The organism is Pseudomonas sp. TJI-51 (genome assembly GCF_000190455.2).
Taxonomy (GTDB): domain Bacteria; phylum Pseudomonadota; class Gammaproteobacteria; order Pseudomonadales; family Pseudomonadaceae; genus Aquipseudomonas; species Aquipseudomonas juntendi.
Genome location: NZ_AEWE02000099.1, coordinates 47986 through 72373, shown reverse-complemented (window position 1 = coordinate 72373; position 24388 = coordinate 47986). Strand labels below are relative to the sequence as shown.

Annotated in this window: 22 protein-coding genes and 1 riboswitch; of the genes, 15 read left to right on the top strand and 7 right to left on the bottom strand. The window is 63.7% G+C overall.

What is annotated here, in order from left to right; translation table 11 throughout:
* Positions 1 to 25: 25 nt before the first annotated feature.
* Together G1E_RS20425 and G1E_RS20420 are read left to right on the top strand one after the other, a co-directional pair.
* Entirely contained in the window at positions 26 to 982 is a 957-nt protein-coding gene (locus G1E_RS20425) for a glycosyltransferase (protein ID WP_047150059.1), read from the top strand.
* Positions 983 to 1047: 65 nt separating this feature from the next.
* Positions 1048 to 1821, top strand: a complete 774-nt coding sequence (locus tag G1E_RS20420; RefSeq protein ID WP_047150058.1) for a glycosyltransferase family 2 protein — start codon at positions 1048 to 1050, stop codon at positions 1819 to 1821.
* A gap of 85 nt (positions 1822 to 1906) precedes the next feature.
* On the opposite strand, the gene G1E_RS20415 is transcribed toward G1E_RS20420, so the two are convergent.
* Positions 1907 to 2512, bottom strand: coding sequence for a hypothetical protein (locus G1E_RS20415; protein ID WP_009681346.1), 606 nt, complete (start codon positions 2510 to 2512; stop codon positions 1907 to 1909).
* 215 nt (positions 2513 to 2727) lie between these two features.
* Between G1E_RS20415 and msbA the strand changes: the two genes are divergently transcribed.
* Together msbA and hldE are read left to right on the top strand one after the other, a co-directional pair.
* Positions 2728 to 4536 carry a lipid A export permease/ATP-binding protein MsbA gene (gene msbA / locus G1E_RS20410; RefSeq protein ID WP_009681345.1) on the top strand — a complete coding sequence of 603 codons (1809 nt, stop codon included), beginning with the start codon at positions 2728 to 2730 and terminating at the stop codon, positions 4534 to 4536.
* A gap of 130 nt (positions 4537 to 4666) precedes the next feature.
* Complete coding sequence (gene hldE, locus G1E_RS20405; RefSeq protein WP_009681344.1) at positions 4667 to 6088, top strand: bifunctional D-glycero-beta-D-manno-heptose-7-phosphate kinase/D-glycero-beta-D-manno-heptose 1-phosphate adenylyltransferase HldE; 1422 nt, start codon at positions 4667 to 4669, stop codon at positions 6086 to 6088.
* 165 nt (positions 6089 to 6253) lie between these two features.
* On the opposite strand, the gene G1E_RS20400 is transcribed toward hldE, so the two are convergent.
* The 4 genes from G1E_RS20400 to G1E_RS20385 all read right to left on the bottom strand — a co-directional run bounded on the left by G1E_RS20400 (position 6254) and on the right by G1E_RS20385 (position 9714).
* Positions 6254 to 7222: a hypothetical protein gene (locus G1E_RS20400; protein WP_009681343.1), complete on the bottom strand. Its 969-nt coding sequence runs from the start codon at positions 7220 to 7222 to the stop codon at positions 6254 to 6256.
* Between the two features lie 53 nt (positions 7223 to 7275).
* A complete protein-coding gene (locus G1E_RS20395; RefSeq protein WP_009681342.1) occupies positions 7276 to 8088 on the bottom strand; it encodes an aldo/keto reductase in 813 nt (270 codons plus the stop codon).
* Positions 8085 to 9260, bottom strand: coding sequence for an FAD-binding oxidoreductase (locus G1E_RS20390; protein ID WP_009681341.1), 1176 nt, complete (start codon positions 9258 to 9260; stop codon positions 8085 to 8087). Before G1E_RS20390 ends, G1E_RS20395 begins: the two co-directional genes overlap by 4 nt.
* Positions 9261 to 9381: 121 nt before the next feature.
* Positions 9382 to 9714 carry a multidrug efflux SMR transporter gene (locus G1E_RS20385; RefSeq protein WP_009681340.1) on the bottom strand — a complete coding sequence of 111 codons (333 nt, stop codon included), beginning with the start codon at positions 9712 to 9714 and terminating at the stop codon, positions 9382 to 9384.
* A gap of 85 nt (positions 9715 to 9799) precedes the next feature.
* Here G1E_RS20385 and G1E_RS20380 point away from each other — a divergent pair, with 85 nt between their 5' ends.
* Together G1E_RS20380 and waaA are read left to right on the top strand one after the other, a co-directional pair.
* Positions 9800 to 10690: a LysR family transcriptional regulator gene (locus tag G1E_RS20380; protein WP_009681339.1), complete on the top strand. Its 891-nt coding sequence runs from the start codon at positions 9800 to 9802 to the stop codon at positions 10688 to 10690.
* 11 nt (positions 10691 to 10701) lie between these two features.
* The gene (waaA, locus tag G1E_RS20375) at positions 10702 to 11973 is read left to right on the top strand and encodes a lipid IV(A) 3-deoxy-D-manno-octulosonic acid transferase (RefSeq protein ID WP_009681338.1); all 1272 of its coding nucleotides are present in this window, start codon (positions 10702 to 10704) and stop codon (positions 11971 to 11973) included.
* A gap of 159 nt (positions 11974 to 12132) precedes the next feature.
* On the opposite strand, the gene G1E_RS20370 is transcribed toward waaA, so the two are convergent.
* Positions 12133 to 13569 carry a TolC family outer membrane protein gene (locus G1E_RS20370; RefSeq protein WP_009681337.1) on the bottom strand — a complete coding sequence of 479 codons (1437 nt, stop codon included), beginning with the start codon at positions 13567 to 13569 and terminating at the stop codon, positions 12133 to 12135.
* A 161-nt stretch (positions 13570 to 13730) separates the two neighbouring features.
* A riboswitch (TPP riboswitch) is annotated at positions 13731 to 13837 on the top strand.
* A 156-nt stretch (positions 13838 to 13993) separates the two neighbouring features.
* Here G1E_RS20370 and thiC point away from each other — a divergent pair.
* Positions 13994 to 15874, top strand: coding sequence for a phosphomethylpyrimidine synthase ThiC (gene thiC, locus G1E_RS20365; protein ID WP_009681336.1), 1881 nt, complete (start codon positions 13994 to 13996; stop codon positions 15872 to 15874).
* A gap of 137 nt (positions 15875 to 16011) precedes the next feature.
* Positions 16012 to 17295, top strand: coding sequence for a putative hydroxymethylpyrimidine transporter CytX (gene cytX, locus G1E_RS20360; RefSeq protein WP_047150057.1), 1284 nt, complete (start codon positions 16012 to 16014; stop codon positions 17293 to 17295).
* Here cytX and G1E_RS20355 read toward each other — a convergent pair.
* Positions 17264 to 18010 carry an RsiV family protein gene (locus tag G1E_RS20355; RefSeq protein ID WP_009681333.1) on the bottom strand — a complete coding sequence of 249 codons (747 nt, stop codon included), beginning with the start codon at positions 18008 to 18010 and terminating at the stop codon, positions 17264 to 17266. The genes cytX and G1E_RS20355 overlap by 32 nt on opposite strands.
* Positions 18011 to 18196: 186 nt before the next feature.
* On the opposite strand from G1E_RS20355, the gene G1E_RS20350 reads away from it, so the two are divergent.
* The 7 genes from G1E_RS20350 to G1E_RS20320 all read left to right on the top strand — a co-directional run bounded on the left by G1E_RS20350 (position 18197) and on the right by G1E_RS20320 (position 24379).
* The gene (locus G1E_RS20350; RefSeq protein WP_009681332.1) at positions 18197 to 18814 is read left to right on the top strand and encodes an NUDIX domain-containing protein; all 618 of its coding nucleotides are present in this window, start codon (positions 18197 to 18199) and stop codon (positions 18812 to 18814) included.
* On the top strand, positions 18805 to 19257 hold the full coding sequence (locus G1E_RS20345; RefSeq protein ID WP_009681331.1) for a DUF1249 domain-containing protein: 453 nt from the start codon (positions 18805 to 18807) through the stop codon (positions 19255 to 19257). The genes G1E_RS20350 and G1E_RS20345 overlap by 10 nt, the downstream gene beginning before the upstream one ends.
* Before the next feature lies 1 nt (position 19258).
* Complete coding sequence (gene cpdA, locus G1E_RS20340) at positions 19259 to 20056, top strand: 3',5'-cyclic-AMP phosphodiesterase (RefSeq protein ID WP_009681330.1); 798 nt, start codon at positions 19259 to 19261, stop codon at positions 20054 to 20056.
* Between the two features lie 276 nt (positions 20057 to 20332).
* Complete coding sequence (locus G1E_RS20335; RefSeq protein WP_009681329.1) at positions 20333 to 20941, top strand: YqiA/YcfP family alpha/beta fold hydrolase; 609 nt, start codon at positions 20333 to 20335, stop codon at positions 20939 to 20941.
* 35 nt (positions 20942 to 20976) lie between these two features.
* On the top strand, positions 20977 to 22881 hold the full coding sequence (parE, locus tag G1E_RS20330) for a DNA topoisomerase IV subunit B (protein ID WP_009681328.1): 1905 nt from the start codon (positions 20977 to 20979) through the stop codon (positions 22879 to 22881).
* The gene (locus tag G1E_RS20325; RefSeq protein WP_047150056.1) at positions 22878 to 23864 is read left to right on the top strand and encodes an esterase-like activity of phytase family protein; all 987 of its coding nucleotides are present in this window, start codon (positions 22878 to 22880) and stop codon (positions 23862 to 23864) included. The genes parE and G1E_RS20325 overlap by 4 nt, the downstream gene beginning before the upstream one ends.
* A complete protein-coding gene (locus G1E_RS20320) occupies positions 23861 to 24379 on the top strand; it encodes a TIGR02281 family clan AA aspartic protease (protein ID WP_009681325.1) in 519 nt (172 codons plus the stop codon). Before G1E_RS20325 ends, G1E_RS20320 begins: the two co-directional genes overlap by 4 nt.
* Positions 24380 to 24388: the final 9 nt, after the last annotated feature.

The following is a 24388-nucleotide window of genomic DNA, read 5'->3' as shown; positions in this document are numbered from 1 at the left end:
TGGCGCAGAGCGCCCAAGGAACATGATGAAAGTCCTATTTCTGGTACAGAAGGAACAGCGCGCGATCCTGGATCGCCTGTACGACGGCGTCGCGGCCAACTGCGAATGCGACCTGCGCTGGTTGACCAGCGAAGACCAACGCAACCTGCGCCGCTACTTCAAGCGCCACGTGCAGGTCGAGCGCTATGACCGCATTGTTTTCTTTCTGCGCTTCAAGCAGGAAATCCGCCAGGTCGCGTTCATTCGTACCGTGCCGAACCTGGTCATACTCGAGCACGACGCCTACCAGAACTACATCCCGTGCAAGTACACCGGCAAGTTCAGCGCCCACTACCGGCAACTGCTCTGGGCGCGTGTGATCAGCTCTGGCTACATGGTCAGCGAGCGCCTGCGCCAGGAAGGCTTCGATGCGGTATTCGTGCCCAAGGGTTATGACGAGCAGTTGCTGGCTGACCAAGGGCGCGAGCGCGATATCGAACTGGCCTTCGTCGGCAGTGTCAACAGCGTGGCCTACAGCGGCCGCAAGGCGCTGCTGGACGAGTTGGGGCAGGTCGAGGACCTGCTGGTAACCCGCACCAAGTCGGGCGAAGACTATTGCAACACGCTCAACCGAATCCGGTTTTTCGTCAGCGCCGATGTCGGCATGGGCGAATACATGATCAAGAACTTCGAGGCCATGGCCTGCGGCTGTGTACTGCTGGCCTATGACCAGGGCGAGCAGGAAAACCGTGCGTTGGGTCTACAGGACATGCACAACGTGGTGTTGTATGACACCATCCCGACCCTTCAGGCCAAGCTGCGACGCTTGCGTGCCGAGCCTGAGCTGGCGCGGCAGATTGCCGAAAATGGCCGCCATCTGGCGGTTTCCCGTTTCAGCTTCGGCGCTGTAGGCCGTAGCATCGTCGAGCACATGCGCCCAGCGCTCAGGCCCCGCCCGCCATTGTCTGCATGGCAGCGGCTGCGCCTGAAGCTGGGCTTCTAACATAAGAGCTTTGGCGCCCAGGAACGGGCGTTGAAAGCCGACAGTCGCAACGCGGGGGGAGTCCGGTGCGCTTTTCAAATGAGAGTGATGTCACGCTTGTCGTGACCAGTTGTGGGCGGTTCGACCTGCTCAAAGACACCCTTGAGAGTTTCGATCGCTACAACACGGCGCCCATACGCGAGGTATTCATCACCGAAGATTCAGGTGACGATGCCGTGCATGACGCTGTGCCAGAGCACTGGAAACCGCACTGCAAGGTGTTCGTCAACCGCCCCAAGCTAGGCCAGCTGGCGTCTATCGACCTGGCCTACAGCCACGTCAAGACGCCCTACATCTTCCATTGCGAGGACGATTGGCACTTCTATCGCCAAGGCTTCGTCGAGGACTCGCACGCCATTCTGGCTGCCAGCCCCGACCTGCTGCAGGTGTGGCTGGGCAGCCACGCCCACGACCTGGCCGTGCACAGCCCGTACATTCACCTCGGGGATCGGCAGGTGATCGCCGGCGTGCCGTGCTACCCCCTGTTGTCGGACAAGGCCGAATGGCAGGCGTTTTCGTTGAACCCCGGCCTGCGGCGGTTGAGCGATTACCAGCGCTGTGCGCCATTTGCCGCCTATGCTGGAGAAAAGGCGCTGTCCCGGCGTTATGCCGAGCTCAACCTGACAGCGGTCACGCTTGAAGGTGATGCGGTATTGCACACTGGGTTCGGTAATCACGTGACCGTACCCATTGAAGTGGAGCGCAAGGCCAAGCGCCGTCAGCGTGACCGGATGAAGCTGGCATTGACGCTGGTGGCCGGGGCCTTGATCGGCGCAGGTATTACCGTTTTTGTACAGTAACAACGCAGTCATGCCCGCGATTGCCCGCAGCAAGCCCCCCCCGACAACGTCAATTGATGCTGGCCGAGCGATGTCTCGGCTGACCTCAACGCGCGAGCAGGGCGCCCTCGAATGCAGCGAGGGGGAAGCGCTCGCCGAGGTTTTCCCGCTCTATGTAACGCACCATGTGCTGCACATTGCGCCGGATCATGCGCGCTGACAGCGGCGGCCGCAGGAAGCGCATGTCGGCTACGTCGATCAGGCCCAGGCGCTGGTCAGGGGTTACCACCACGTTGCCCAGGTGCAGCGAGCGGAAATACACACCGCTGCGGTGCAGCTGGCGGATCAGTTCGATCAGGCGCGGCAGGTAGATATCCCAGCTGAAACCTTCATCCCGAGACATTTGCAGCAAGGTGCGCCCCGGCAGAGGGCGATACAGCACCGCGGTGCGGCCTGGCATGTCGAGCTTGTGTTGGCTGATCACCTCGAGGGTGGGAATGCCCAGTTGTGCCAGGCGCGCAGCGTTGTCGACGAAGCGCTGCGAGTAGGGGCGCAGCAGTGCAGATGAAATCAGACGTTTTCTACGAAAAACCTTGAGGAAATTACCATCTGCGAGCAGGTAGACTTTGGCGCCATGGCTGTCTGCCTCAAGCACCTGGGCGCCGTGTGTCAGCTGGTCGAAGTCGACCTGGTTGAGCCGCGAGCATTGCATGAATAGGGCCTTGTCGTCTGGCGAGCAAAATGACCGGCAATAATGCCGAAAATAATGCGGTAGCACCATGCATGGTGTCTTCGATTCATCGGGTAGGAAACAGGTTCGCCCACACAGCCCTGTAGCTCGGCCTTGCGATGATGCTGCCATGGGGGCGTGCCGAAAATGACGCCTGTGGTAAAATTTCCGGTTCAACCTGAACAGCGAGCTTGATAATGGCCGAAACACCGCGACCGGCGGAGCACACATCCAGCCTGAAGATCTACTTCCGGCTGCTGGGCTATGTGAAACCCTACGTCGGCATTTTCCTGCTGAGCATCATCGGTTTCGTGATCTTCGCCTCGACCCAGCCGATGCTGGCCGGCATCCTCAAATATTTCGTCGATGGGCTGAGCAACCCCGAAGCGGTGTTGTTCCCCAACGTGCCGTACCTGCGCGACCTGCAATTGCTTCAGGCCGTGCCGCTGCTGATCATCCTGATCGCCGCCTGGCAAGGCCTGGGCTCGTTCCTTGGTAACTACTTCCTGGCCAAGGTCTCCCTGTGCCTGGTGCACGACTTGCGGGTGGAGTTGTTCAACAAACTGCTGGTGTTGCCTAACCGCTACTTCGACAACCACAACTCCGGGCACCTGATTTCACGCATCACCTTCAACGTGACCATGGTCACCGGTGCTGCCACCGATGCCATCAAGGTAGTGATCCGCGAAGGCCTGACCGTGGTGTTCCTGTTCGCCTACCTGCTGTGGATGAACTGGCACCTGACCCTGGTGATGGTCGCCATCCTGCCGGTCATCGCGGTAATGGTCAGCGTGGCCAGCAAGAAATTCCGCAAGCAGAGCAAGAAGATCCAGGTAGCCATGGGCGACGTCACCCACGTTGCCTCTGAAACCATCCAGGGCTATCGCGTGGTCCGCAGCTTCGGTGGCGAGGCCTATGAGGAACAGCGTTTCGGCAAGGCCAGCCTGAGCAACACCGACAAGCAGCTGCGCATGACCAAGACCGGTTCGCTGTACACGCCGGTGTTGCAGCTGGTGATCTACACCGCCATGGCCGCGTTGATGTTCCTGGTGCTGTTCCTGCGGGGCGAGTCCACCGCTGGCGACCTGGTCGCCTACATCACCGCTGCCGGCCTGTTGCCCAAGCCGATTCGCCAGTTGTCGGAAGTCAGCTCGACCATCCAGAAGGGCCTTGCAGGTGCCGAAAGCATCTTCGAGCAACTGGACGAAGCCCCTGAGCTGGACACCGGCACGGTCGAGAAGGAGCGCGTGGAAGGGCACCTGGAAGTGCGCAACCTCAGCTTTACCTACCCCGGTACCGACCGCGAGGTGCTGAGCGACATCAGCTTCACTGCCGAGCCCGGGCAAATGATCGCCCTGGTTGGCCGCTCGGGCAGTGGCAAGTCGACGCTGGCTGCGCTGATCCCGCGCTTCTATCACCACAGCAAAGGGCAGATTCTGCTCGATGGCGTGGAGATCGAGAACTACCGCCTGCGCAACCTGCGCCGCCATGTGTCGCAAGTGACCCAGCATGTCACCCTGTTCAACGACACCGTGGCCAACAACATCGCCTACGGCGACCTGGCCGGCGCCCCGCGCGCAGACATCGAAGCCGCGGCGGCCGATGCCTACGCCAAGGAGTTCGTCGACCGTCTGCCGAAGGGCTTCGATACCGAAGTCGGTGAAAACGGCGTGCTGCTGTCCGGCGGTCAGCGCCAGCGCCTGGCAATTGCCCGTGCACTGCTGAAAAACGCCCCACTGCTGATTCTCGACGAGGCCACCTCTGCCCTGGACACCGAGTCCGAGCGGCATATCCAGGCGGCGCTGGACCACGTGATGCAGGGGCGGACCACGCTGGTCATCGCCCATCGCCTGTCCACCATCGAGAAGGCCGACCAGATCCTGGTCATGGATCAGGGCCGGTTGGTAGAGCGCGGTACCCATGCCGAGTTGCTTGCGGCAAATGGCCATTATGCCCGCCTGCATGCCATGGGCCTGGATGAGCCGGCCAAGGCCGACATCACCTGAACCCTCCTTGATCGGGGCCGTCATGGCCCCGATTGTCACGGGAATTTTCCATGGGCTATCTGGCCGTAAAGCCATTGACGACCCTGTGCTAATATCCTGCCCCTGTTCATTATTTCCATATGGGTTGCCCATGAAGTTGTCCATGCCGCGTTTCGATCAAGCCCCGGTACTGGTGGTCGGCGATGTCATGCTCGACCGCTACTGGCATGGCGGTACTTCGCGTATTTCGCCCGAGGCGCCAGTGCCGGTGGTCAAGGTCGATCAGATCGAGGATCGCCCCGGCGGTGCGGCCAACGTTGCCTTGAACATTGCCGCGCTGGGCGCACCCGCGTCGCTGATCGGCGTCACCGGCCAGGACGAGGCCGCCGACAGCCTGGCCAATAGCCTGCAGGCTGCCGGGGTGCGCTCGGTGTTCCAGCGCATTGCCCACCAGCCGACCATCGTCAAGCTCCGGGTCATGAGCCGACACCAGCAACTGCTGCGTATCGATTTCGAAGAGCCCTTCGCCACCGACCCGCTGTCGCTGGCCAGCGAGGTCGACAACCTGCTCGAGGGGGTCAAGGTGCTGGTCTTGTCCGACTACGGCAAGGGTGCGCTGAAAAACCACCAGGCCCTGATCCAGGCGGCCCGGGGCAAGGGCATTCCGGTGCTGGCCGACCCCAAGGGCAAGGATTTTTCCATCTACCGTGGCGCCAGCCTGATCACCCCCAACCTCAGCGAGTTCGAGACCATCGTGGGTCGATGCGTCGATGAGGGCGACCTGGTCGCCAAGGGTTTGCAGCTGCTTCAGGACCTGGACCTGGGCGCCTTGCTGGTCACCCGTGGCGAGCACGGCATGACCCTGCTGCGCGTTGGCCAGCCAGCGCTGCATTTGCCGGCGCGGGCGCGCGAAGTGTTCGACGTTACCGGGGCTGGCGATACCGTCATCTCCACCCTGGCCGCCGCGATTGCCGCCGGTGAGGACTTGCCCCACGCAGTGGCCCTGGCCAACCTGGCGGCAGGTATCGTGGTCGGCAAGTTGGGTACCGCCGCCATCAGCGCCCCTGAACTGCGCCGTGCGATCCAGCGTGAGGAAGGCTCCGAGCGCGGTGTGCTGGGCCTGGAACAGCTGTTGCTGGCCATCGATGACGCGCGGGCGCACAAGGAGAAAATCGTTTTCACCAACGGTTGCTTCGATATCCTGCATGCCGGGCACGTAACCTACCTGGAGCAGGCGCGGGCCCAAGGCGATCGCCTGATCGTGGCCGTCAACGACGATGCTTCCGTCAGCCGCCTGAAAGGGCCGGGCCGGCCGATCAACAGCGTCGACCGGCGCATGGCCGTGCTGGCCGGGCTGGGTGCGGTGGACTGGGTGATCAGCTTCTCCGAGGGCACCCCGGAGAACCTGCTGAGCCAGGTCAAGCCGGATGTGCTGGTCAAGGGGGGTGACTACGGCATCGACCAGGTGGTCGGCGCCGACATCGTCAAGGCCTACGGCGGCACCGTGAAGGTGCTGGGGCTGGTCGAGAACAGCTCGACCACGGCTATTGTCGAGAAGATCCGCAAGCACTGATCGAGCGCCACTCTTTCACTGGCCTGTGTAGGAGCGGCCTTGTGTCGCGATGGGCTGCGCAGCAGCCCCAGGATTCCGCCGCAAATGCACAAATAGCTGGGGCTGCTGCGCAGCCCTTTCGCAACACAAGTCCGCTCCTACAGGGGCCACGCTGGCTTCAGAATCTTATTTGTGAAGTGAGGTGCGCGCCCGCTGCAGCAACGCCCGCGCCTTGTCGCCAAAACGTTGCAGGCGTGAGGCCCGCGCCGGCTTGCTTTCCACCAGGCCTTGCTGCTTGACCCAATCCCTCCAGCGCACCCGCTCGTCCGCCACTACCCAACCGTCCTGTTTGGCAAAGCTTTCGGCCAGGTAAAGGCCGCGCGTACTTGCAGGCACCAATTCGTCCTTCTTCAACGTGTACAGCTCTGCCAGCGGTTGGCCGTCCTGCAACGGCATCAGGTATAGGTCAGGGCGCTTGCGGTTGAGCCTCGCCACCAGTTGGTCGCCTTCCAAACGCTCGTCAACGTGGAACAAGCTGAGTTTCTTGGCGTCCCGCGGCACCTGCAAACGCATGTCATAGATCAGTTGCAACGACGCCGTGGGCAAGTGCACATAGGCCCGCGGCCGCTCCAGCAGGGGCAGCTGGCCACAGTGTACGGGCCGGGCGGCACCGGATTGCGGGGCCAGCACGAAGTGCGGGGTTTCGCGGTAGTGCAGGGCGGCAGCGTAGGGGACGGGTAGCCAGGTGTCGTTGAAGCGCCCGCCCAGCCAGCCTTCCGGGGTTTCCAGCAGGCATTCTTCGGCTACTTCCTGCACGGCAGTATGCAGGGGCAGGTTCAGCTCCTGCGCCGGCACGTAGCCGGAAATCAGTTTCAGTACCACATCGCCCCGGTCTTGCCGGCGCTGGCGCACCAGCACCCAGTAATCGCGGTTCTGCCAATGCAGCGTCAGGCGCACCGATACGCCCAGGTTGGCCAGTTCGGCCACGAAGCGCTGCGGGTCGGGCAGTTCGATGGCTTTGCGCCGCTGTTGGGTCTGGGCGAAATTCAGCGGCATGCCGATGCTCTGGTAAATCAGCCCTTCGGCGCTCGCCTCGACGTGCAATGGCAGTGTCTTGAAGTTGCTCGGGTTCTTGCGGATCAGCGTTCGCGCCACGAGGCTCCTCCTTGCGTCGGGTCAGTTTCCAGGCCCAGGGGGCCGTGGGTAACTCAGTGCTGGCCCAGAATACGGGCAACGGTGGCCACGTTATGGGCCAGGTGCAACGGGTTGATGGTGCCGACGATAGCACTGCTGACGCCCGGGTGGGCGAACAGCAGTTCGAAACTGGCCTTCACAGGGTCGACACCCGGCGCCAGGCAAAGGTGCCCGCTGGCCAGCGCCTTTTTCACCAGGATGGCCTTGCCGTGCTCGGCAGCGTAGTCCAGCACCGGCCGTTCTGCCTGCTCGCTGAGGTTGTAGGTGACCATGGCGCAATCGCCTTGCTCCAGGGCCTTCAGGCCGCCGGCGACGGTTTTGCCGGACAGGCCGTAGCCAAGGATCTTGCCCTCTTGTTTGAGCGCGGCCAGCGTCTGGTACACCTCTTGCTGCTCAAGAATGGCCAGGTCGTTGCCGTCGGAATGCACCAGCACCAGGTCGATGCGGTCGGTTTCCAGGCGGCGCAGGCTGCGCTCCACCGAGCGGCGAGTGTGGGCGGCGGTGAAGTCGAAATGTGACTGGCCACCGTCGAATTCTTCCCCGACCTTGCTCACGATCACCCACGCGTCGCGCTGGCCGCGCAGCAGCGGGCCCAGGCGTTCCTCGCTGCGGCCATAGGCGGGGGCGGTATCGATGAGGTTGATGCCCAGTTCACGGGCCTGGGCCAGCAGCATGCGGGCTTCGTCGTCGCTGGGGATGGTGAACCCATTGGGGTATTTCACGCCCTGATCGCGGCCCAGCTTGACCGTACCCAGGCCGAGTGGCGAAACCTGAAAGCCGGTGCTGCCCAGCGGGCGGTGCAAACCGTGCAGGGTGGGCAGGCTCATGGCAGCAGGCGCTCCCAGGCCGGCACACCCAGCACCGGCCGAGGCAGGTCGCCTAGCTCGGCATGCGCCTGTGGGCGGATCCCGTCGCGTTGCAGATGGCTGATGACGCGGTCGCTGAAGTCCGGTGCCAGCGCCAGTTTGGTTGGCCAGCCCACCAGCAGGCGGTGTTGCTCGGCGAGGAAGGCGTTGTCCGGGCGTACCAGGCCGGACTGTGCCGGTTCTGCGCGGTCGACCCGCAGTGTGGCCCAGTGCAGTTGGCTTTGGTCGACCCAGGGCAGCAGGCTGGCGATTTCCTTCTGGGCGGCGGCTATTTGTGCCGCAGGCTCGCGGGCGACGCCATCGGCTTCGGCCAGGTCGCCACCCAGGTACCAGACCCACTGGCCATCGGCCGCGGGGTGGGTGGTGATGGTGACCCTGGGCTTTGGCCCGCTGCCCAGGCAGTGTGCGTACAGCGGTTTGAGGTTGGCGCCTTTGGCCAGCACCATGTGCAACGGGCGGGTTTGCATGGCCGGCTGCTGCAGCCCCACGGCATGCAGCAGGTCGGCGGTGCCGGCGCCGGCGCTGAGTACGATGCGTTGCGCACGGATGTCACGGCCGTCCACGCGCAGGCCGACCAGTTCTTCACCTTCGCGCAGCGGTTCGATGTGCTCACCAGCCAGCAGGCTGTCACCTGCCAGTTCGGCCAGGTTGGCCAGCAGGCTGGGCACGTCGATGACCAGTTCAGCCAGGCGGTAGACCTTGCCTTTGAACGCGCGGTCTTGCAGGGCGGGTGGCAGTTGCTCGCCCTTTACCTGATCGACCCGGCCGCGCACGGCCTTGCTGGCAAAGAAGCTGGTGAGGTTGCCGGCCAGGGTGCCTGGCGACCACAGGTAGTGGGCATCGGACAGCAGGCGGGTGCCGGCAAGATCCAGCTCGCCGCTGCCGCTCAAGGCTTCGCGCCAGCGGCGCGGCATGTCGGCAATAGCTTCTGAGGCGCCGGTCAGGGCACCGTGCAGGGCGTACTTGGTGCCGCCATGGATAATGCCCTGGGACTTGATAGTCTGCTCACCGCCAAGGCTGGCGCGCTCCACCAGCACTGTCGAATACCCCATGCGGCGCAGGCGTGCGTTGAGCCAGAGGCCTGCGACCCCGGCGCCGACGATCAGCACGTCAGTGGAAATGGCAGATGGCATGGCGGTACCTCGAAGACTGGGACAGCTGGCAAGTATACAGGGTATCCCCCAGCGGGCCCTACCGCCGGCAAACCCGGCCAGTGCTACCCCGTGGGCGCTGGCTTGCCTCGCGGGGCACAGCTCAATGCCCGGTGGTCTTGGAGAACAGCTGAATCACCACCACCCCGCCGACAATCATCGCCATCCCCAGCATCGCCGGCACATCCAGTTTCTGCCCGTAGATCACCAGCGCCGCCACACTGATCAGCACAATGCCCAGCCCCGACCAGATGGCATAGGCAATACCCACCGGAATGCTGCGCACCACCAGGGTGAGCATCCAGAACGCAATGCCGTAGCCCACCACCATCAGCAGCAGCGGCAACGGCGTGCTCAAGCCTTTTACCGCTTTCATCGAAGCAGTGGCGATGACTTCGGCGCAGATGGCAATGGCGAGATAGGTGTAGGCATTCATGGTGGGATCCTCCGGTTCTGGCGGGCATTCTAGGCTCAACCTGGATGCGGTAAAGTCATTACCTATCAATTTTGGAGATAGGCCAATGGCCGAGCAGTGGAACCTCGAACAACTGCGAACCTTTGTGCGCGTTGCAGAATTGCGCTCGTTCTCTGCCGTGGCCCGTGAACAGCGCAAGGCCCAGTCGGCGATCAGCAGCGCGGTCGCCTTGCTGGAAACCGACCTGGGCGTCACCCTGTTCGAGCGCAGCAGTGGCCGGCAGCCGAAACTGACGCAAAACGGCAGCGCGCTGCTGGAAGATGCCCGTGAACTGCTGCGCCAGTGCGAACGCCTGGATGGCCGTGCACTGGCGTTGATGCGCGGGCAGGAGGCCTTGCTGCGCGTGGCGCAGGACGAAGCCATGCCCTACCAGCCGGTGATTGACAGCCTCGATGAATTGGCCAGCCGCTTTCCGCTGCTGGAGGTGCAACTGGCCAGCGGGGCCCAGGGTGATGTGGCGCGCAAACTGGTCGAGCGGCGCGCCGACCTGGGGCTGTTCTTTCACCACGAGAGCATCCCGGCAACCCTGGAGCGGCGCGCCCTGGGCAGCGTGGAAATGGTCACGGTCTGTGCGGTCGACCACCCGCTGGCGGGTCGTGGCCGGGTCACTCGCCAACAGCTGGCCCGCCATCGTCAATTGCTGATCACCCCGCAGCAAAGCGGTTACCCCGGTGGCGAGGCCATCAGCCCGCAGGTGTGGCGTGCCGACAGCTTCTACGTCCTGGCGGAGCTGTTGATGCGCGGCCTGGGCTGGGCCTGGTTGCCACGGCATGTCGTGCAGTACCCCACATACCAGACGCACATGGTGGAGCTGGACAGTGAGTGGCGCCCACCGGCGTTGGTGGCGGAACTGGCCTGGCGCCGTGATGAACCCCTGGGCCCTGCTGCGCAATGGCTGGCCGAGCGCTTTGCAGTGCACTTGCGCGCGATCGGGTAAACTCCGCTGCCATGAACAGAACCCTCTATACCTTGCTCTTTCACCTGGGCCTGCCGCTGGTCGCGCTGCGCCTGTACCTTCGCGCGCGCAAGGCGCCGGCCTATGGCCAGCGCATCGGCGAGCGGTTTGCCTTCAGGCTGCCGGCCATGCGCCAGGGCGGTATCTGGGTGCACGCGGTGTCGGTTGGCGAAAGCATTGCCGCGGCGCCGATGGTGCGCGCCTTGCTCAAGGCCTATCCGCAACTGCCGATCACGCTCACCTGTATGACCCCTACCGGTTCCGAGCGCATTCGCGCCATGTTCGCCGACGAACCCCGTGTGCAGCACTGTTATCTGCCCTACGACTTGCCGTGGGCGGCGGGGCGCTTCCTCGACCATGTGCAGCCGAAACTGGGCATCATCATGGAAACCGAGCTGTGGCCCAACCATATTCATCAGTGCGCCAAGCGCGGTATTGCGGTGGCACTGGCCAATGCCCGCCTCTCTGCGCGCTCGGCCCGTGGCTATGGGCGCTTTGCCAGGCTGACGCGGCCGATGTTGGCGGAGATGAGCCTGATTGCCGTGCAGACCGAAACCGAGGCGCAACGCTTTCGTGAGCTGGGCGCCCGCCCGCACTGCGTGCAGGTGACCGGCTCGATCAAGTTCGACCTGAAGGTCGATGAGCAGCTGTTGCCACGGGCTCGGGTGTTGCGCGAGCAATGGGGCGCTACGCAGCGCCCGGTGTGGATTGCTGCCAGCACCCATGAAGGTGAGGATGCGCTGGTGCTGCAGGCGCATCAGCAGTTGTTGCAGGTGCATGGCGATGCCTTGCTGATCCTGGTGCCGCGCCACCCTGAGCGGTTCAATGCGGTGCATGCGCTTTGCAGCGAACGGTTCAACACCGTTCGCCGCTCCACTGGTGCGCCCGTCGACGCACAAACCCGGGTATTGCTGGGCGACACCATGGGCGAATTACTGTTTCTGTATGCGCTGGCCGATATCGCCTTCGTGGGCGGCAGCCTGGTGCCGACCGGCGGGCACAACCCGCTGGAACCGGCAGCACTGGCCTTGCCGGTGATCATGGGGCCGCACGTGTTCAACTTCCTCGAAATCAGCGCAATGCTGGTAGAGGCAGGGGCGTTGCAGCAGGTGGACGATGCCGACGGGCTGGCCGAGGCCGTGCGGCGGTTGGTCGAGTTACCGCAGGATGCCCAGCGCATGGGCGCGGCGGGCAGGGCGGTGATGCAGGCCAACCAAGGTGCATTGCAGCGCTTGCTCGATGGGCTGGCTGCGCTAATGCGCTGATATTCGCAGCGGTGCGATCCCTGCAGGAGCGGCCTTGTGTCGCGAAAGGGGGGGCGCAGCGCCCTCGGGATTTTCGCACGACCGCAAGATTGTCGGGGCCGCTGTGCGGCCCTTTCGCGACACAAGGCCGCTCCTACACTGCCCGCGTGCTCCCTGAGTTCAAGGGCGGCGCTCGAAGTTCTTGGCTGCAGCAGCCGCCAGATCCGGTGGCAAGAAGTCCTTGTCCGGGTTGTAGTCGGGCTTCAGGTAACGCCCCAGATCCTTCAGGTCTTGCGGGCTCAGGGTGCCGGCGGCCTGCTTGAGGCTCAGGTTGTCGAGGATGTAGTCGTAGCGGCTGTTGTTGTAGTCGCGCACCGAGGTGTACAGCTGGCGCTGGGCATCGAGCACGTCGACGATGTTGCGGGTGCCGACCTGGTAGCCGATTTCAGTCGCTTCCAGCGCACTCTGGTTGGAGATGATCGACTGCTTGCGTGCCTGGACCTGTTCCACGTCGGTGTTCACCGCGCGGTGCAGGTTGCGGGTGTTCTCCACCACCTGGCGGCGCAGGCTCTCGCGCTGCTGTTCGCTCTGGCTCAGGCGCTGGTAAGCCTCGCGTACCTGCGAGCTGGTCAGGCCGCCGCTGTAGATCGGGATGTTCAGTTGCAGGCCGATACTGGTCTGCTCGACGTCGCCGCTGTAGCGAACGTTCTGTTGGGGAGCAGGGTTGGTAAAGCCGAGGCTGTCGTTGTCACCCTTCTGGTATTTGGCCACTGCATCCAGGGTGGGTGCATGGCCGGCCTTGCGCTGGCGCAGGGTTTCTTCGGCGGCAGACACCGCATAGTTGGTGGCCAGCAGGTTGAGGTTCTGGCGCCCGGCCGTTTCCACCCAGGCCTTGGCATCGTTCGGCGTAGGTACCTGCACTGGCAGGCTATGCACCACACCCTGGATCGAGCTGTACTCTCGGTTGGTCAGCGTTACCAACGCTTCGAAGGCATCCTGTACCTGGCGATCGGCGATGATCCGGTTGGCCCGGGCAGTGTCGTAGCCGGCCTGCGACTGCAGCACGTCGGTCTTGTCCGACAGGCCGACATCGAAGCGTTCGTTGGACTGGTCGAGCTGGCGCTTGAACGCGGCTTCCTCCGCCTTGGTCGCGGCCAGGTTGTCCTGGGCGCGCAGCACGGCAAAGTAGCTTTGGGCCGTTTGCAGGATGAGGTTCTGCTCAGTGGCCGACAGCTCCAGGGCGGCTTGTTCGTTGACCGCCTCGGCGGCCTGCAACTGGAACCAGCGGTCGGCGCGGAAAATGGGCTGCGCCAGGGTTGCACTCCAGGCGTTGCCGCTGCGGTTGGAGGTAATCGACGGCTCGTCCAGCTTGGTGCGGGTATTCATCATCTCGGCCCCGGCCGACAGGTTCGGCAGCAAGCCGGCGCGGGCCTGCGGTACCACCTCACGGCGTGCGCCGTAGTCGGCGCGTGCTGCTGCCAGGTCGGCGTTGTTGTCGACCGCTTCCTGGTACACGCTGACCAGGTCGGTCTTGACCGTCTGGGGCGCGTCCGCTGCCCAGGCCACTCCGTTGGACGCACAAGACACGGCTATTGCCAGTGAGAGTTTGCGCAGCATAAAGGCAATCCTTGTACGAAATTGAATTACTGAACCGTTGAGTATTTGGCGATGCGCCAGTTTAGTGCCATGTGCCCCCCGGCAACAATCGCCGGGCGCGCCTTTCATCATCTGCGCAGAAACCCGCTTGGCTTTGCCGACCACAGCAGTCTAGACTGCGCAGGTTCTTGTCGGGGTGCCTTGAAGCAAAGGCTGAGATCGCAGAGGTGCGGATCCCGTTGAACCTGATCAGGTTAGCGCCTGCGTAGGGAACAAGATTGCTCGCCTTCCCGGGGAGCCTCTTGTGCCAGGTCCGGGATTGTCACAGCTGCATGCAGCTTCAAGGCACCCCCATATCCGGCACTGCATCCACTAATGGATGCGTCCGCGCCATTCAGGTTCACCCCGACATTCCACTGCTAGGAAGCCGTCTGGAGAGCCTGTGATGACCCAACAAGAAAAAACGATCAACCTCAGCGAATCGGCGCAAGTCGATCAGCAGTCCGTGCAACCGTTCCCGCGTTCGCGCAAGGTCTATGTGCAGGGCTCGCGCCCGGATATCCGCGTACCCATGCGGGAAATCAGCCTGGCCGATACGCCGACCGATTTCGGTGGCGAGTCCAATGCCCCGGTACTGGTCTACGACACCTCCGGCGCCTACACCGATCCCAGTGTGATCATCGACGTGCGCAAAGGCCTGGCCGACGTGCGGTCGGCCTGGATCGACGCGCGTGGCGACACCGAGCGCCTGGCCGGGCTGAGCTCCGACTTCGGCCAGCAGCGCCTGAACGACGCCGAGCTGGCCAAGCTGCGTTTTGCCCACGTGCGCAACCCGCGCCGGGCCAAGGCCGGCGCCAATGTTTCGCAAATGCACTATGCCCGCCAGGGCATCGTTACCGCCGAGATGGAATACGTGGCCATCCGCGAGAACATGAAGCTGCAAGAGGCGCGCGCCGCCGGCCTGCTCGACGCGCAACATGCCGGGCATAGCTTCGGTGCCAATATTCCGAAAGAGATCACCCCCGAATTCGTGCGCCAGGAAATTGCCCGTGGCCGTGCGATCATCCCGGCCAACATCAACCACCCGGAGCTGGAGCCGATGATCATCGGCCGTAATTTCCTGGTGAAGATCAACGGCAATATCGGTAACAGCGCCCTGGGCTCGTCCATCGAGGAAGAGGTGGCCAAGCTGACCTGGGGCATCCGCTGGGGGTCGGACACGGTCATGGACCTGTCCACCGGCAAGCACATCCATGAGACCCGCGAGTGGATCATCCGCAACTCGCCGGTGCCGATTGGTACCGTGCCGATCTACCAGGCCCTGGAAAAGGTCAACGGGGTGGCCGAAGACCTGACCTGGGAGCTGTTCCGCGACACCCTGATCGAGCAGGCCGAGCAGGGTGTGGACTACTTCACCATCCATGCCGGGGTGTTGCTGCGCTACGTGCCGCTGACCGCCAAGCGGGTCACGGGCATCGTCAGCCGTGGCGGCTCGATCATGGCCAAGTGGTGCCTGGCCCATCACAAGGAAAACTTCCTCTACACCCACTTCGACGAAATCTGCGAAATCATGAAGGCCTACGACGTCAGCTTCTCGCTGGGCGATGGCCTGCGCCCCGGCTCGATCGCCGACGCCAACGACGCTGCGCAGTTCGGTGAGCTGGAAACCCTTGGCGAACTGACCAAGATTGCCTGGAAGCATGACGTGCAGTGCATGATCGAAGGCCCTGGCCACGTGCCGATGCAGATGATCAAGGAGAACATGGACAAGCAGCTGGAATGCTGCGAGGAGGCGCCGTTCTACACCCTCGGCCCACTGACCACCGATATCGCCCCGGGTTACGACCACATCACCTCGGGCATTGGTGCGGCAATGATCGGCTGGTTCGGCTGCGCCATGCTCTGCTACGTAACGCCCAAGGAGCACCTGGGCCTGCCGAACAAGGATGACGTCAAGACCGGCATCATCACCTACAAGATCGCCGCGCATGCTGCCGACCTTGCCAAAGGCCACCCCGGCGCACAAATCCGCGACAACGCCCTGTCCAAGGCGCGCTTCGAGTTCCGCTGGGAAGACCAGTTCAACCTCGGCCTCGACCCTGACACTGCCCGCGCCTACCACGACGAGACGCTGCCCAAGGAGTCGGCCAAGGTCGCGCACTTCTGCTCGATGTGCGGGCCGAAGTTCTGCTCGATGAAGATCACCCAGGAAGTGCGGGAGTACGCCGCCAAGATCGAAACCGTGGACGTCACGGTCGAGCAAGGCATGCGTGAGCAGGCCGAGCGGTTCCGCCAGGAAGGCAGCCAGCTGTACCACAAGGTCTGAGAACGCTGGGGCCGGCTCCCGCAGGAACCGCACCAGGCTCAAGGCCAGGGCGTTTTTTGTGGGAGCGGCCTTGCGTCGCGATACGAGGACGAAGTCCTCGCCAGGAACACCAACAACATTGCCGGCGAGCGCCAACCATGACATCACCCAGCCCGTTCTCCCCCGACCACCCGGTCCCTACCCACCAGCGCATCTTCGGCGCGCGTGACCTGTTCTCCCTCTGGTTTTCCCTGGGCATCGGCCTGATGGTGCTGCAAGTCGGCGCCATGCTCGCGCCGGGCCTGGGCCTTGCTGGCGCCGTACTGGCCATTGCCCTGGGCACCGGCGTGGGCGTGCTGTTGCTGGGCGCCGCCGGGGTCATCGGCAGTGACACCGGGCTGTCGGCCATGGGCACCCTGAAGCTCAGCCTGGGCAGCCATGGCACGCGCTTGCCGGCGGTGCTCAATTTGCTGCAACTGGTGGGCTGGGGGGCGTTCGAGATCATCGTCATGCGCGATGCCGCTAGCCTGCTGGGCGCACGTGCGTTCGGTGAGCACAGCGCCTGGAACAGCCCGATGCTGTGGACCCTGTGCTTTGGTGCCCTGGCGACCTTGCTGGCGGTGAGCGGGCCACTGGCGTTCGTGCGCAAGGTGTTGCGCGCCTGGGGTATCTGGTTGCTGCTGGGGGCCTGCGTCTGGCTGACCTGGAACTTGTTCGCCAAGGCCGACCTGGCTGAGTTGTGGGGGCGCGCCGGGGATGGCTCGATGTCGCTGGCAGTAGGCTTCGACATCGTCATTGCCATGCCGCTGTCGTGGCTGCCGCTGATCGCCGACTATTCACGTTTCGCACGCAATGGCAGGCACGTGTTCGGCGGTACCGTGCTGGGCTACTTCATCGGCAATACCTGGCTGATGAGCCTGGGCGTGGCCTACACCCTGGCCTTCGCCGCCAGTGGCGAGGTCAATGCGTTGTTGCTGGCCTTGGCTGGCGCCGGCATGGGGGTTCCGTTGCTGCTGATTCTGCTCGACGAGTCGGAAAAGGCATTCGCCGACATCCACTCGGCGGCGGTCTCCACCGGGGTGCTGCTGCCGTTGAAGGTGGAGCACCTGGCACTGGCCATCGGCGTGCTGTGCACCCTGATCGCCTTGCTGGCGCCATTGGCTCAGTACGAGAACTTCCTGTTGCTGATCGGTTCGGTGTTTGCGCCGCTGTTCGGCGTAGTGCTGGTGGACCACTATGTCGTGCGTCGCCGTGGCCTGCCGGTACAGGTCAAGGGTTTGCACTGGCAGGCGCTACTGGCCTGGTTCGTGGGGGTGGCGGCCTACCACCTGATTGCCGCCAATGCACCCGAGCTGGGCGCCACCCTGCCAGCATTGCTGCTGGCAGGTGTGCTGCACGGGCTGTTGAGCCTCAGCCGCGGCCGGGGAACAGTTCCGGCTTGAGCACGCCATTGAGGCGCGGGTAGGGGATCTTCAGTTCCACGTGGCCCATGGAATAGGGCGCGATGGCATAGACCTCGTACTTGACCACCAGCGCGCCGTACGTCAGGGCGATGTGCGGCGACTTCTTGAACGGCCAGGTCTTGACGAACTCGGCGTCCTTGTCCATGCCCACGCTCATCAGCCAGGCGCGGTGCGACTCTTCGACGGTTTTCCAGAACGTCTCTTCCTGGCCAGGCAGCAGCATGTCCTGCAGGGTCAGCACCTTGTCCAGCTTGCGGGAGTAGTTGATGAAACCACGCCCAGGCATGCCGTGTGCGCCACCGCTGTCCAGGTAGCTGGACAGTTCGATGATCACCAGGCCGTCATGCTGCTCGCGTACCTTGGCTTGCAGGTAGCTGCTGTTACGTTTGTCGGCACTGGCCAGGTATTGCTGTTCATAGGCCTGCAGGGTGGCCGGCGCGGTGCCATGCTGATTGTCTTCGGTCAGTTGCAGCAAGCGCTTTTCGACGATGCCGTCAAGCTTGGGCAGGGCCGGGAAGTGCACCATGTCGATGTTCACCAGCGGGCAATCGCTTTCGCTGCAACCGGGTTTTACATGCTCCCAGGCGTCGCGTTTGACCTCTAGCGGGGTCCGGTAGTTGGGCGTGAACAGGCTCTGGCAGGCGCCCAGAGCGAGTGCCAGCACGGCCACGGAAGTCAGTTTGACAATGGTCATGATGATCCTTGCAAAAACAGGGAAAAGTCGGCCTTTGACCGTCTGCGCGGCCTTCGGTTCGCCACTAAGCTAACAGAGTGCGCACGTGCTGTCCCGACTGTGCGAATGGTTGCTGGAAAGGGGTGAAACGCGCTGGCGTGCGGAGTAGGATGGCGCGATGCTGTGATTGAGGTAGCGAGGATTTCCATGTCAGACACGTTGAACTCAGTGCCCAGGGCGGTCGAGATCGTCAAGCGGGAAAACTGCTTCCAGGGCTTCTACAAGCTCGACAAGGTGCACTTGCGCCACGAGCTGTTTGCGGGCGGCATGGGGCGCGAGATCAGCCGTGAACTGTTCGTGCGTCACGATGCGGTGTGTGTACTACCCTACGACCCGCTGCGCGATGAAGTGGTGCTGATCGAACAGTTCCGCGTCGGTGCAATGGGCAAGGCCGAAAACCCCTGGCTGATCGAAATGGTCGCCGGGCTGATCGACAAGGACGAGCAACCCGAGGAAGTCGCCCACCGCGAAGCCGAAGAAGAAGCGGGCCTGACTTTCAGTGCCCTGTGGCCGATGACCCGCTACTTCCCGTCGCCAGGCGGCAGCGATGAATACGTGCACTTGTTCCTTGGCCACTGCAGCAGCGAAGGGGCAGGGGGGCTGCATGGCCTGGAGGCCGAGGGTGAAGACATTCGCGTGCGGGTGTGGTCGTTCGAAGATGCCTTGCAGGCCGTGCGCGATGGGCGCATCTGCAACGCGGCGACCATCATCGGCTTGCAATGGCTGGCGCTGAACCGTGACGAAGTACGAGGTATGTGGAAGTGAACCTGCTGCGCGAGCGCTATCGAGTCGACCTGGCCGGGCTGCAGGCTGCCTGTGAGGCCAACTATGCCCGGCTGATGCGCTTGCTGCCGGACATGCGTACCACCCAGAGCTCGCGCCGCATCGGTATGACCCAGGGCGACCAGATGCTTGGCGTGCTGGTGCTCGACGTGGTGCTGGCCTGCCCGTACACCACCACCCTGCATATACGTCAGGAGCACAGCTTGCCGTGGCTGCCGGTGCCGCACCTGGAGGTGCAGGTGTATCACGATGCGCGCATGGCCGAAGTGATCAGCGCCGAACATGCCCGGCGCCTGCGCAGCATCTACCCCTACCCGAACGAGGCCATGCACCAGCCAGACGAAAAGGCCCAGCTCAACCTGTTCCTCGGTGAATGGCTGAGTCACTGCCTGGCCTGTGGCCACGAACTGGCAAGCGTTCGCTGACATGCATGCAGACCACCCGCGCCCAGTACATGTGGTGCAACTGACCGACGCCCATCTTTTCGCCGACCCGGCCGGCAGCATGCTGGGCCTCAAGACCCGTGAAAGTTTGGGCCATGTGGTAGCCCAGGTGCGGCGCGAGCAACCGCTTGTCGACTTGCTGTTGTGCACGGGCGACTTGTCCCAGGATGCCAGCGTTGCTTCTTATGAAGCTTTTCGTGAGCTGACTGCGCCGTTTGGCGTACCAAGCCGTTGGCTGCCGGGCAACCATGATGAGGCCCGGATCATGGCCGAAGTGGCGCCGGAGTTGGTACAGGCGGTAACCGATATCGGCGCCTGGCGTATTGTGATGCTCAACACGGCGGTGCACGGCGCCACACATGGCTTGCTGGGGGATGACCAGCTGGCAGTGCTGGAGGCCGCGCTGAAAGGGGCGGGCGGGCGCCATTGCCTGGTGTGTTTCCACCATCAACCGGTAGACATCGGCTGCGCCTGGATCGCCCCGATCGGCTTGCGCAATGCCCAGGCGCTGTTTGACATCATTGAAGGTTACCCACAGGTGCGGGCATTGCTGTGGGGGCACGTTCATCAGGAGTGGGATGAAGTGCGCAATGGTCGGCGCCTGCTGGCTACGCCTTCGACCTGCATTCAGTTCGCGGCCCGCAGCGAGGACTTCAAGGTGAGCGAAGAGCAGCCTGGGTACCGCTGGCTGCGCCTGCATGCCGACGGGCGGCTGGAGACCGGGGTGGAGCGGGCGTGGGACTTTGAAGTGAAGCTCGACTTCGATAGCCCAGGTTATTGAGCGGGTTGCGCGTTCAACTGTAGGAGCGGCCTTGTGTCGCGAAAGGGCCGCAAAGCGGCCCCGGCAATATCTGCGGCGAAGCTGAAATTATGGGGGGTTGCTTCGCACCCCCTTCGCGACACAAGGCCGCTCCTACAGGGTGCCCTGTTGCAGCGGGCTATGGTGAAGAAATTGTTGCGAAACCCGTGACGCTGCGTCAAAACCCGGCGAACGCGCTACACTGCGCGTCCCTGCGCCCGCATCATCAGGCGCGAAGCCACAGATTCCGGGGGCAGCATGTCGGGTTCCATCCTCTATATCCATGGCTTCAACAGCTCGCCGCTTTCCACCAAGGCGCGCCAGCTCGAAGCGGTCATGCAGCAGCTCGGCCTGGCCGACCAACTGCGGGTGCCCGCCTTGCACCATCACCCACGCCAGGCCATCGCCCAGCTTGAGGCGGCCATCGCCGAACTGGGCGCGCCATTACTGGTGGGCAGTTCGCTCGGCGGCTACTATGCCACCTGTCTGGCGGAGCGCCATGGCCTCAAGGCCTTGCTGGTCAACCCGGCGGTTACCCCGCACAAGCACTTTGACGGCTACCTGGGTACCCAGCGCAACCACTACACCGATGAAACCTGGGAGCTGACCCTGGACCACGTGCAGGCCCTGGCCGAGCTGGAAGTGCCAGCGCCGGTCGATGCCAGCCGCTATCAGGTGTGGCTGCAAACCGCCGACGAAACCCTGGATTACCGCCATGCCGAACGTTATTACCGTGCTTGTGCCCTGCGCATCCAGGCCGGTGGTGACCACAGTTTCCAGGGCTTTGCCGAGCGCCTGCCGGCCCTGCTGGCGTTTGCCGGTATTGCGCGTGGGCAGTATGCAGCGCTCGATTTTTCTGTATTTTGACTTTTTTGCACTCACCAGACTGACGACGAGACCCTATGGCCAATCCCAGCGCTAGCGCCTATAACGCAGACGCCATCGAAGTCCTCTCGGGCCTTGACCCGGTCCGCAAGCGGCCGGGCATGTACACCGACACCAGCCGCCCCAACCACCTGGCCCAGGAAGTGATCGACAACAGTGTCGACGAAGCCCTGGCCGGTCACGCCCGCTCCGTGCAGGTCATTCTGCATGCCGACCACTCGCTGGAAGTCAGCGACGACGGCCGTGGCATGCCGGTGGACATTCACCCCGAAGAGGGCGTGTCCGGGGTCGAGCTGATCCTGACCAAGCTGCACGCCGGCGGCAAGTTCTCCAACAAGAACTACCAGTTCTCCGGTGGCTTGCACGGCGTTGGCATCTCGGTGGTCAACGCCCTGTCGACCCAGGTGCGCGTGCGTGTCAAACGCGACGGCAACGAGTACCAGATGACCTTCGCCGACGGCTTCAAGGCCAGCGAGCTGGAAGTTGTGGGTTCGGTCGGCAAGCGCAACACCGGCACCAGCGTGTATTTCAGCCCCGACCCCAAGTATTTCGATTCGCCGAAATTCTCCATCAGCCGTCTCAAGCACGTGCTCAAGGCCAAGGCCGTGCTGTGCCCAGGCCTGCTGGTCAGCTTCGAGGACAAAGCCAGCGGCGAAAAGGTCGAATGGCACTACGAGGATGGCCTGCGTTCCTACCTGGTCGATTCGGTCAACGAGTTCCAGCGCCTGCCCGATGAGCCGTTCTGCGGTAGCCTGGCCGGTAACAAGGAAGCGGTGGACTGGGCCTTGCTATGGCTGCCCGAAGGCGGCGACAGCATCCAGGAAAGCTACGTCAACCTGATCCCTACCGCCCAGGGCGGTACCCACGTCAATGGCCTGCGCCAGGGCCTGCTGGATGCCATGCGCGAGTTCTGCGAATTCCGCAACCTGCTGCCGCGCGGGGTCAAGCTGGCACCGGAAGACGTTTGGGAGCGCATCACTTTCGTCCTCTCGATGAAGATGCAGGACCCGCAGTTCTCCGGGCAGACCAAAGAGCGGCTGTCTTCACGCGAGGCGGCGGCATTCGTCTCTGGCGTGGTCAAGGATGCCTTCAGCCTGTGGCTCAACGCCCACCCTGAACTGGGCATGCAACTGGCGGAGCTGGCCATCAGCAACGCCGGCCGCCGCCTCAAGGCCAGCAAGAAGGTCGAGCGCAAGCGCATCACCCAGGGCCCGGCATTGCCCGGCAAGCTGGCCGACTGCGCCGGCCAGGACCCGATGCGTGCCGAGCTGTTCCTGGTCGAGGGTGACTCGGCCGGTGGCTCGGCCAAGCAGGCCCGGGACAAGGAATTCCAGGCCATCCTGCCGCTGCGCGGCAAGATCCTCAACACCTGGGAAGTGGACGGCGGCGAAGTCCTGGCCAGCCAGGAAGTGCACAACATTGCCGTGGCCATCGGCGTCGACCCCGGTGCCACCGACCTGGCGCAACTGCGCTATGGCAAAATCTGCATCCTCGCCGACGCCGACTCCGACGGCCTGCACATTGCCACGCTGTTGTGCGCGCTGTTCGTGCAGCACTTCCGTGCACTGGTCGAGGCCGGGCACGTGTATGTGGCCATGCCGCCGCTGTACCGCATCGACCTGGGCAAGGAAATCTACTATGCCCTCGACGAAGCCGAGCGTGATGGCATTCTCGACCGCCTGGTGGCCGAGAAGAAGCGCGGCAAACCCCAAGTCACCCGCTTCAAGGGTTTGGGCGAAATGAACCCGCCACAACTGCGTGAAACCACCATGGACCCGAATACCCGGCGCCTGGTGCAACTGACCCTGGATGACGTGCAGGCGACTTGCGAGCTGATGGACAAGCTGCTGGCCAAGAAGCGCGCCGGTGACCGCAAGAACTGGCTGGAAACCAAAGGTAACCTCGCCGAGGTCATGGTTTGATTCGTCTGCTTCTGGCGGCCTGGCTGGCGCTGGTTGCGCTGCCGGGCCTGGCGGGCGACTGGCCAGAGCTGAAGATGACTGCCGAGCACCCGATAGACGGTATGCGCGGTGGCAACCTGTCTGGCCTGGCGTTCTGCCGGGGGGCGTTGTGGGGTGTGTCCGACCGCGACGATGACCGCATCTACCGCTTCGACCAGCAGAGCGCTACCTGGCGCGCGCAGGCGCTTGTCTTCACTGCGCCGCCGGTGCCGGAAAGCGGCCTGCCGTGGGGCCTGAAGTCACGCAACTGGGCGGCGTCGTACATTCGCGGCGGGGCGCTGGACTTTGAAGGCATCACCTGCGACCAGGCAAACAACCTGTACCTGGTCAGCGAGGCACACGCTGCGGTGCTGCAACTGCCGCCCGAAGGTGAGCCCGACTGGCTCAAGATCGACCCGGCCATGGTCCGTCAGGCGCGGGCCAGTGGCATGCTGCTGAACTTCAATGCGCTGTTCGAAGGGCTGGCAATCAACCCGGCGGGTGACCGCCTGTGGCTGGCGGCCGAGCGCGAGCGGCGTGGCCTGGTGGCCATTGAACGGCAGCAGTCGGTATGGACCTGCGGGCGCGGTTGCGTGCTGCTGAGCGAGGCTGGGGTCGAGATGCAGCCGCCGCAAATGCCAGAGGCCCGGGCCCTGTCGCGCGACTTTTCCGACCTCGCCTGGTTCGATGGCAACCTGTTCACCCTTGAGCGCAACGCCTACCGGATATGCCGGCGGGACGCCAACAGCGGCGAGGTCGAGCGCTGCTGGTCGTTCGCCGCCGAGGCGCTGGAGCCCATGCGCCGCTACGATCAGCCGTTCGGCCTGGCCGAGGCGCTGGTGATCGACAGCAAAGGCGCCTGGGTCGGGTTGGACAACAACAACGCTGACCGTGCCGACGGCGAGCGGCGCCCGATCGTATGGCGCTTCGAGGCGCCTCAGGGCGGCTGGGGCGCCAAACCGTGAGCCAGGCACCGGGCAAGCGCGCAGGGCGGGTGCTGATGGTGCTTGCCTGGGCGGCTGCGCTGTTTCTGGCCACGCGCTTTTTCGGCCAGTGGGAAGACAGCCAACGTAACCCCAACCGCCAGGTGCAGTCGGAGCACGGCCAAGGTTTCATCGAGGTGCGCCTGCTGAGTAATGGCCAGGGGCATTTCGTGGTGGATGGCGCGATCAATGGCCAGGTGGTGCACTTCATGCTGGACACCGGGGCCACCGACGTCGCGATCCCCGAAGGGCTGGCCCGCGACCTGAACCTGGCGCGTGGCAGCCCGGTGCTGCTGAGTACCGCCAATGGCCGCACCGAGGGCTACCGCACGCGGCTGGCCAGCCTGCAACTGGGCGACATCCACCTGCAGAACGTACGCGCCATTGTCGTGCCGGGCCTGGATGGCCCCACCGTGCTACTGGGCATGAGTGCCCTGCAACAACTTGAATTTACCCAGCGCGGTGGCACCATGCTGCTGCGCCAGAACCTGAAATGACGAGGCCCG

Excerpts from the sequence above, each read along its gene's own strand:
- G1E_RS20395 (WP_009681342.1), bottom strand. The coding sequence starts at position 8,088 with ATGAGCCTGCCCACCCTGCACGGTTTGCACCGCCCGCTGGGCAGCACC.
- cytX (WP_047150057.1), top strand. The coding sequence starts at position 16,012 with ATGACATCACCCAGCCCGTTCTCCCCCGACCACCCGGTCCCTACCCAC.
- G1E_RS20415 (WP_009681346.1), bottom strand. The coding sequence starts at position 2,512 with ATGCAATGCTCGCGGCTCAACCAGGTCGACTTCGACCAGCTGACACAC.
- waaA (WP_009681338.1), top strand. The coding sequence starts at position 10,702 with ATGAACAGAACCCTCTATACCTTGCTCTTTCACCTGGGCCTGCCGCTG.
- G1E_RS20380 (WP_009681339.1), top strand. The coding sequence starts at position 9,800 with ATGGCCGAGCAGTGGAACCTCGAACAACTGCGAACCTTTGTGCGCGTT.
- G1E_RS20350 (WP_009681332.1), top strand. The coding sequence starts at position 18,197 with ATGTCAGACACGTTGAACTCAGTGCCCAGGGCGGTCGAGATCGTCAAG.
- hldE (WP_009681344.1), top strand. The coding sequence starts at position 4,667 with ATGAAGTTGTCCATGCCGCGTTTCGATCAAGCCCCGGTACTGGTGGTC.
- G1E_RS20335 (WP_009681329.1), top strand. The coding sequence starts at position 20,333 with ATGTCGGGTTCCATCCTCTATATCCATGGCTTCAACAGCTCGCCGCTT.
- cpdA (WP_009681330.1), top strand. The coding sequence starts at position 19,259 with ATGCATGCAGACCACCCGCGCCCAGTACATGTGGTGCAACTGACCGAC.
- G1E_RS20390 (WP_009681341.1), bottom strand. The coding sequence starts at position 9,260 with ATGCCATCTGCCATTTCCACTGACGTGCTGATCGTCGGCGCCGGGGTC.
- G1E_RS20355 (WP_009681333.1), bottom strand. The coding sequence starts at position 18,010 with ATGACCATTGTCAAACTGACTTCCGTGGCCGTGCTGGCACTCGCTCTG.
- G1E_RS20385 (WP_009681340.1), bottom strand. The coding sequence starts at position 9,714 with ATGAATGCCTACACCTATCTCGCCATTGCCATCTGCGCCGAAGTCATC.
- G1E_RS20370 (WP_009681337.1), bottom strand. The coding sequence starts at position 13,569 with ATGCTGCGCAAACTCTCACTGGCAATAGCCGTGTCTTGTGCGTCCAAC.
- parE (WP_009681328.1), top strand. The coding sequence starts at position 20,977 with ATGGCCAATCCCAGCGCTAGCGCCTATAACGCAGACGCCATCGAAGTC.
- msbA (WP_009681345.1), top strand. The coding sequence starts at position 2,728 with ATGGCCGAAACACCGCGACCGGCGGAGCACACATCCAGCCTGAAGATC.
- thiC (WP_009681336.1), top strand. The coding sequence starts at position 13,994 with ATGACCCAACAAGAAAAAACGATCAACCTCAGCGAATCGGCGCAAGTC.
- G1E_RS20425 (WP_047150059.1), top strand. The coding sequence starts at position 26 with ATGAAAGTCCTATTTCTGGTACAGAAGGAACAGCGCGCGATCCTGGAT.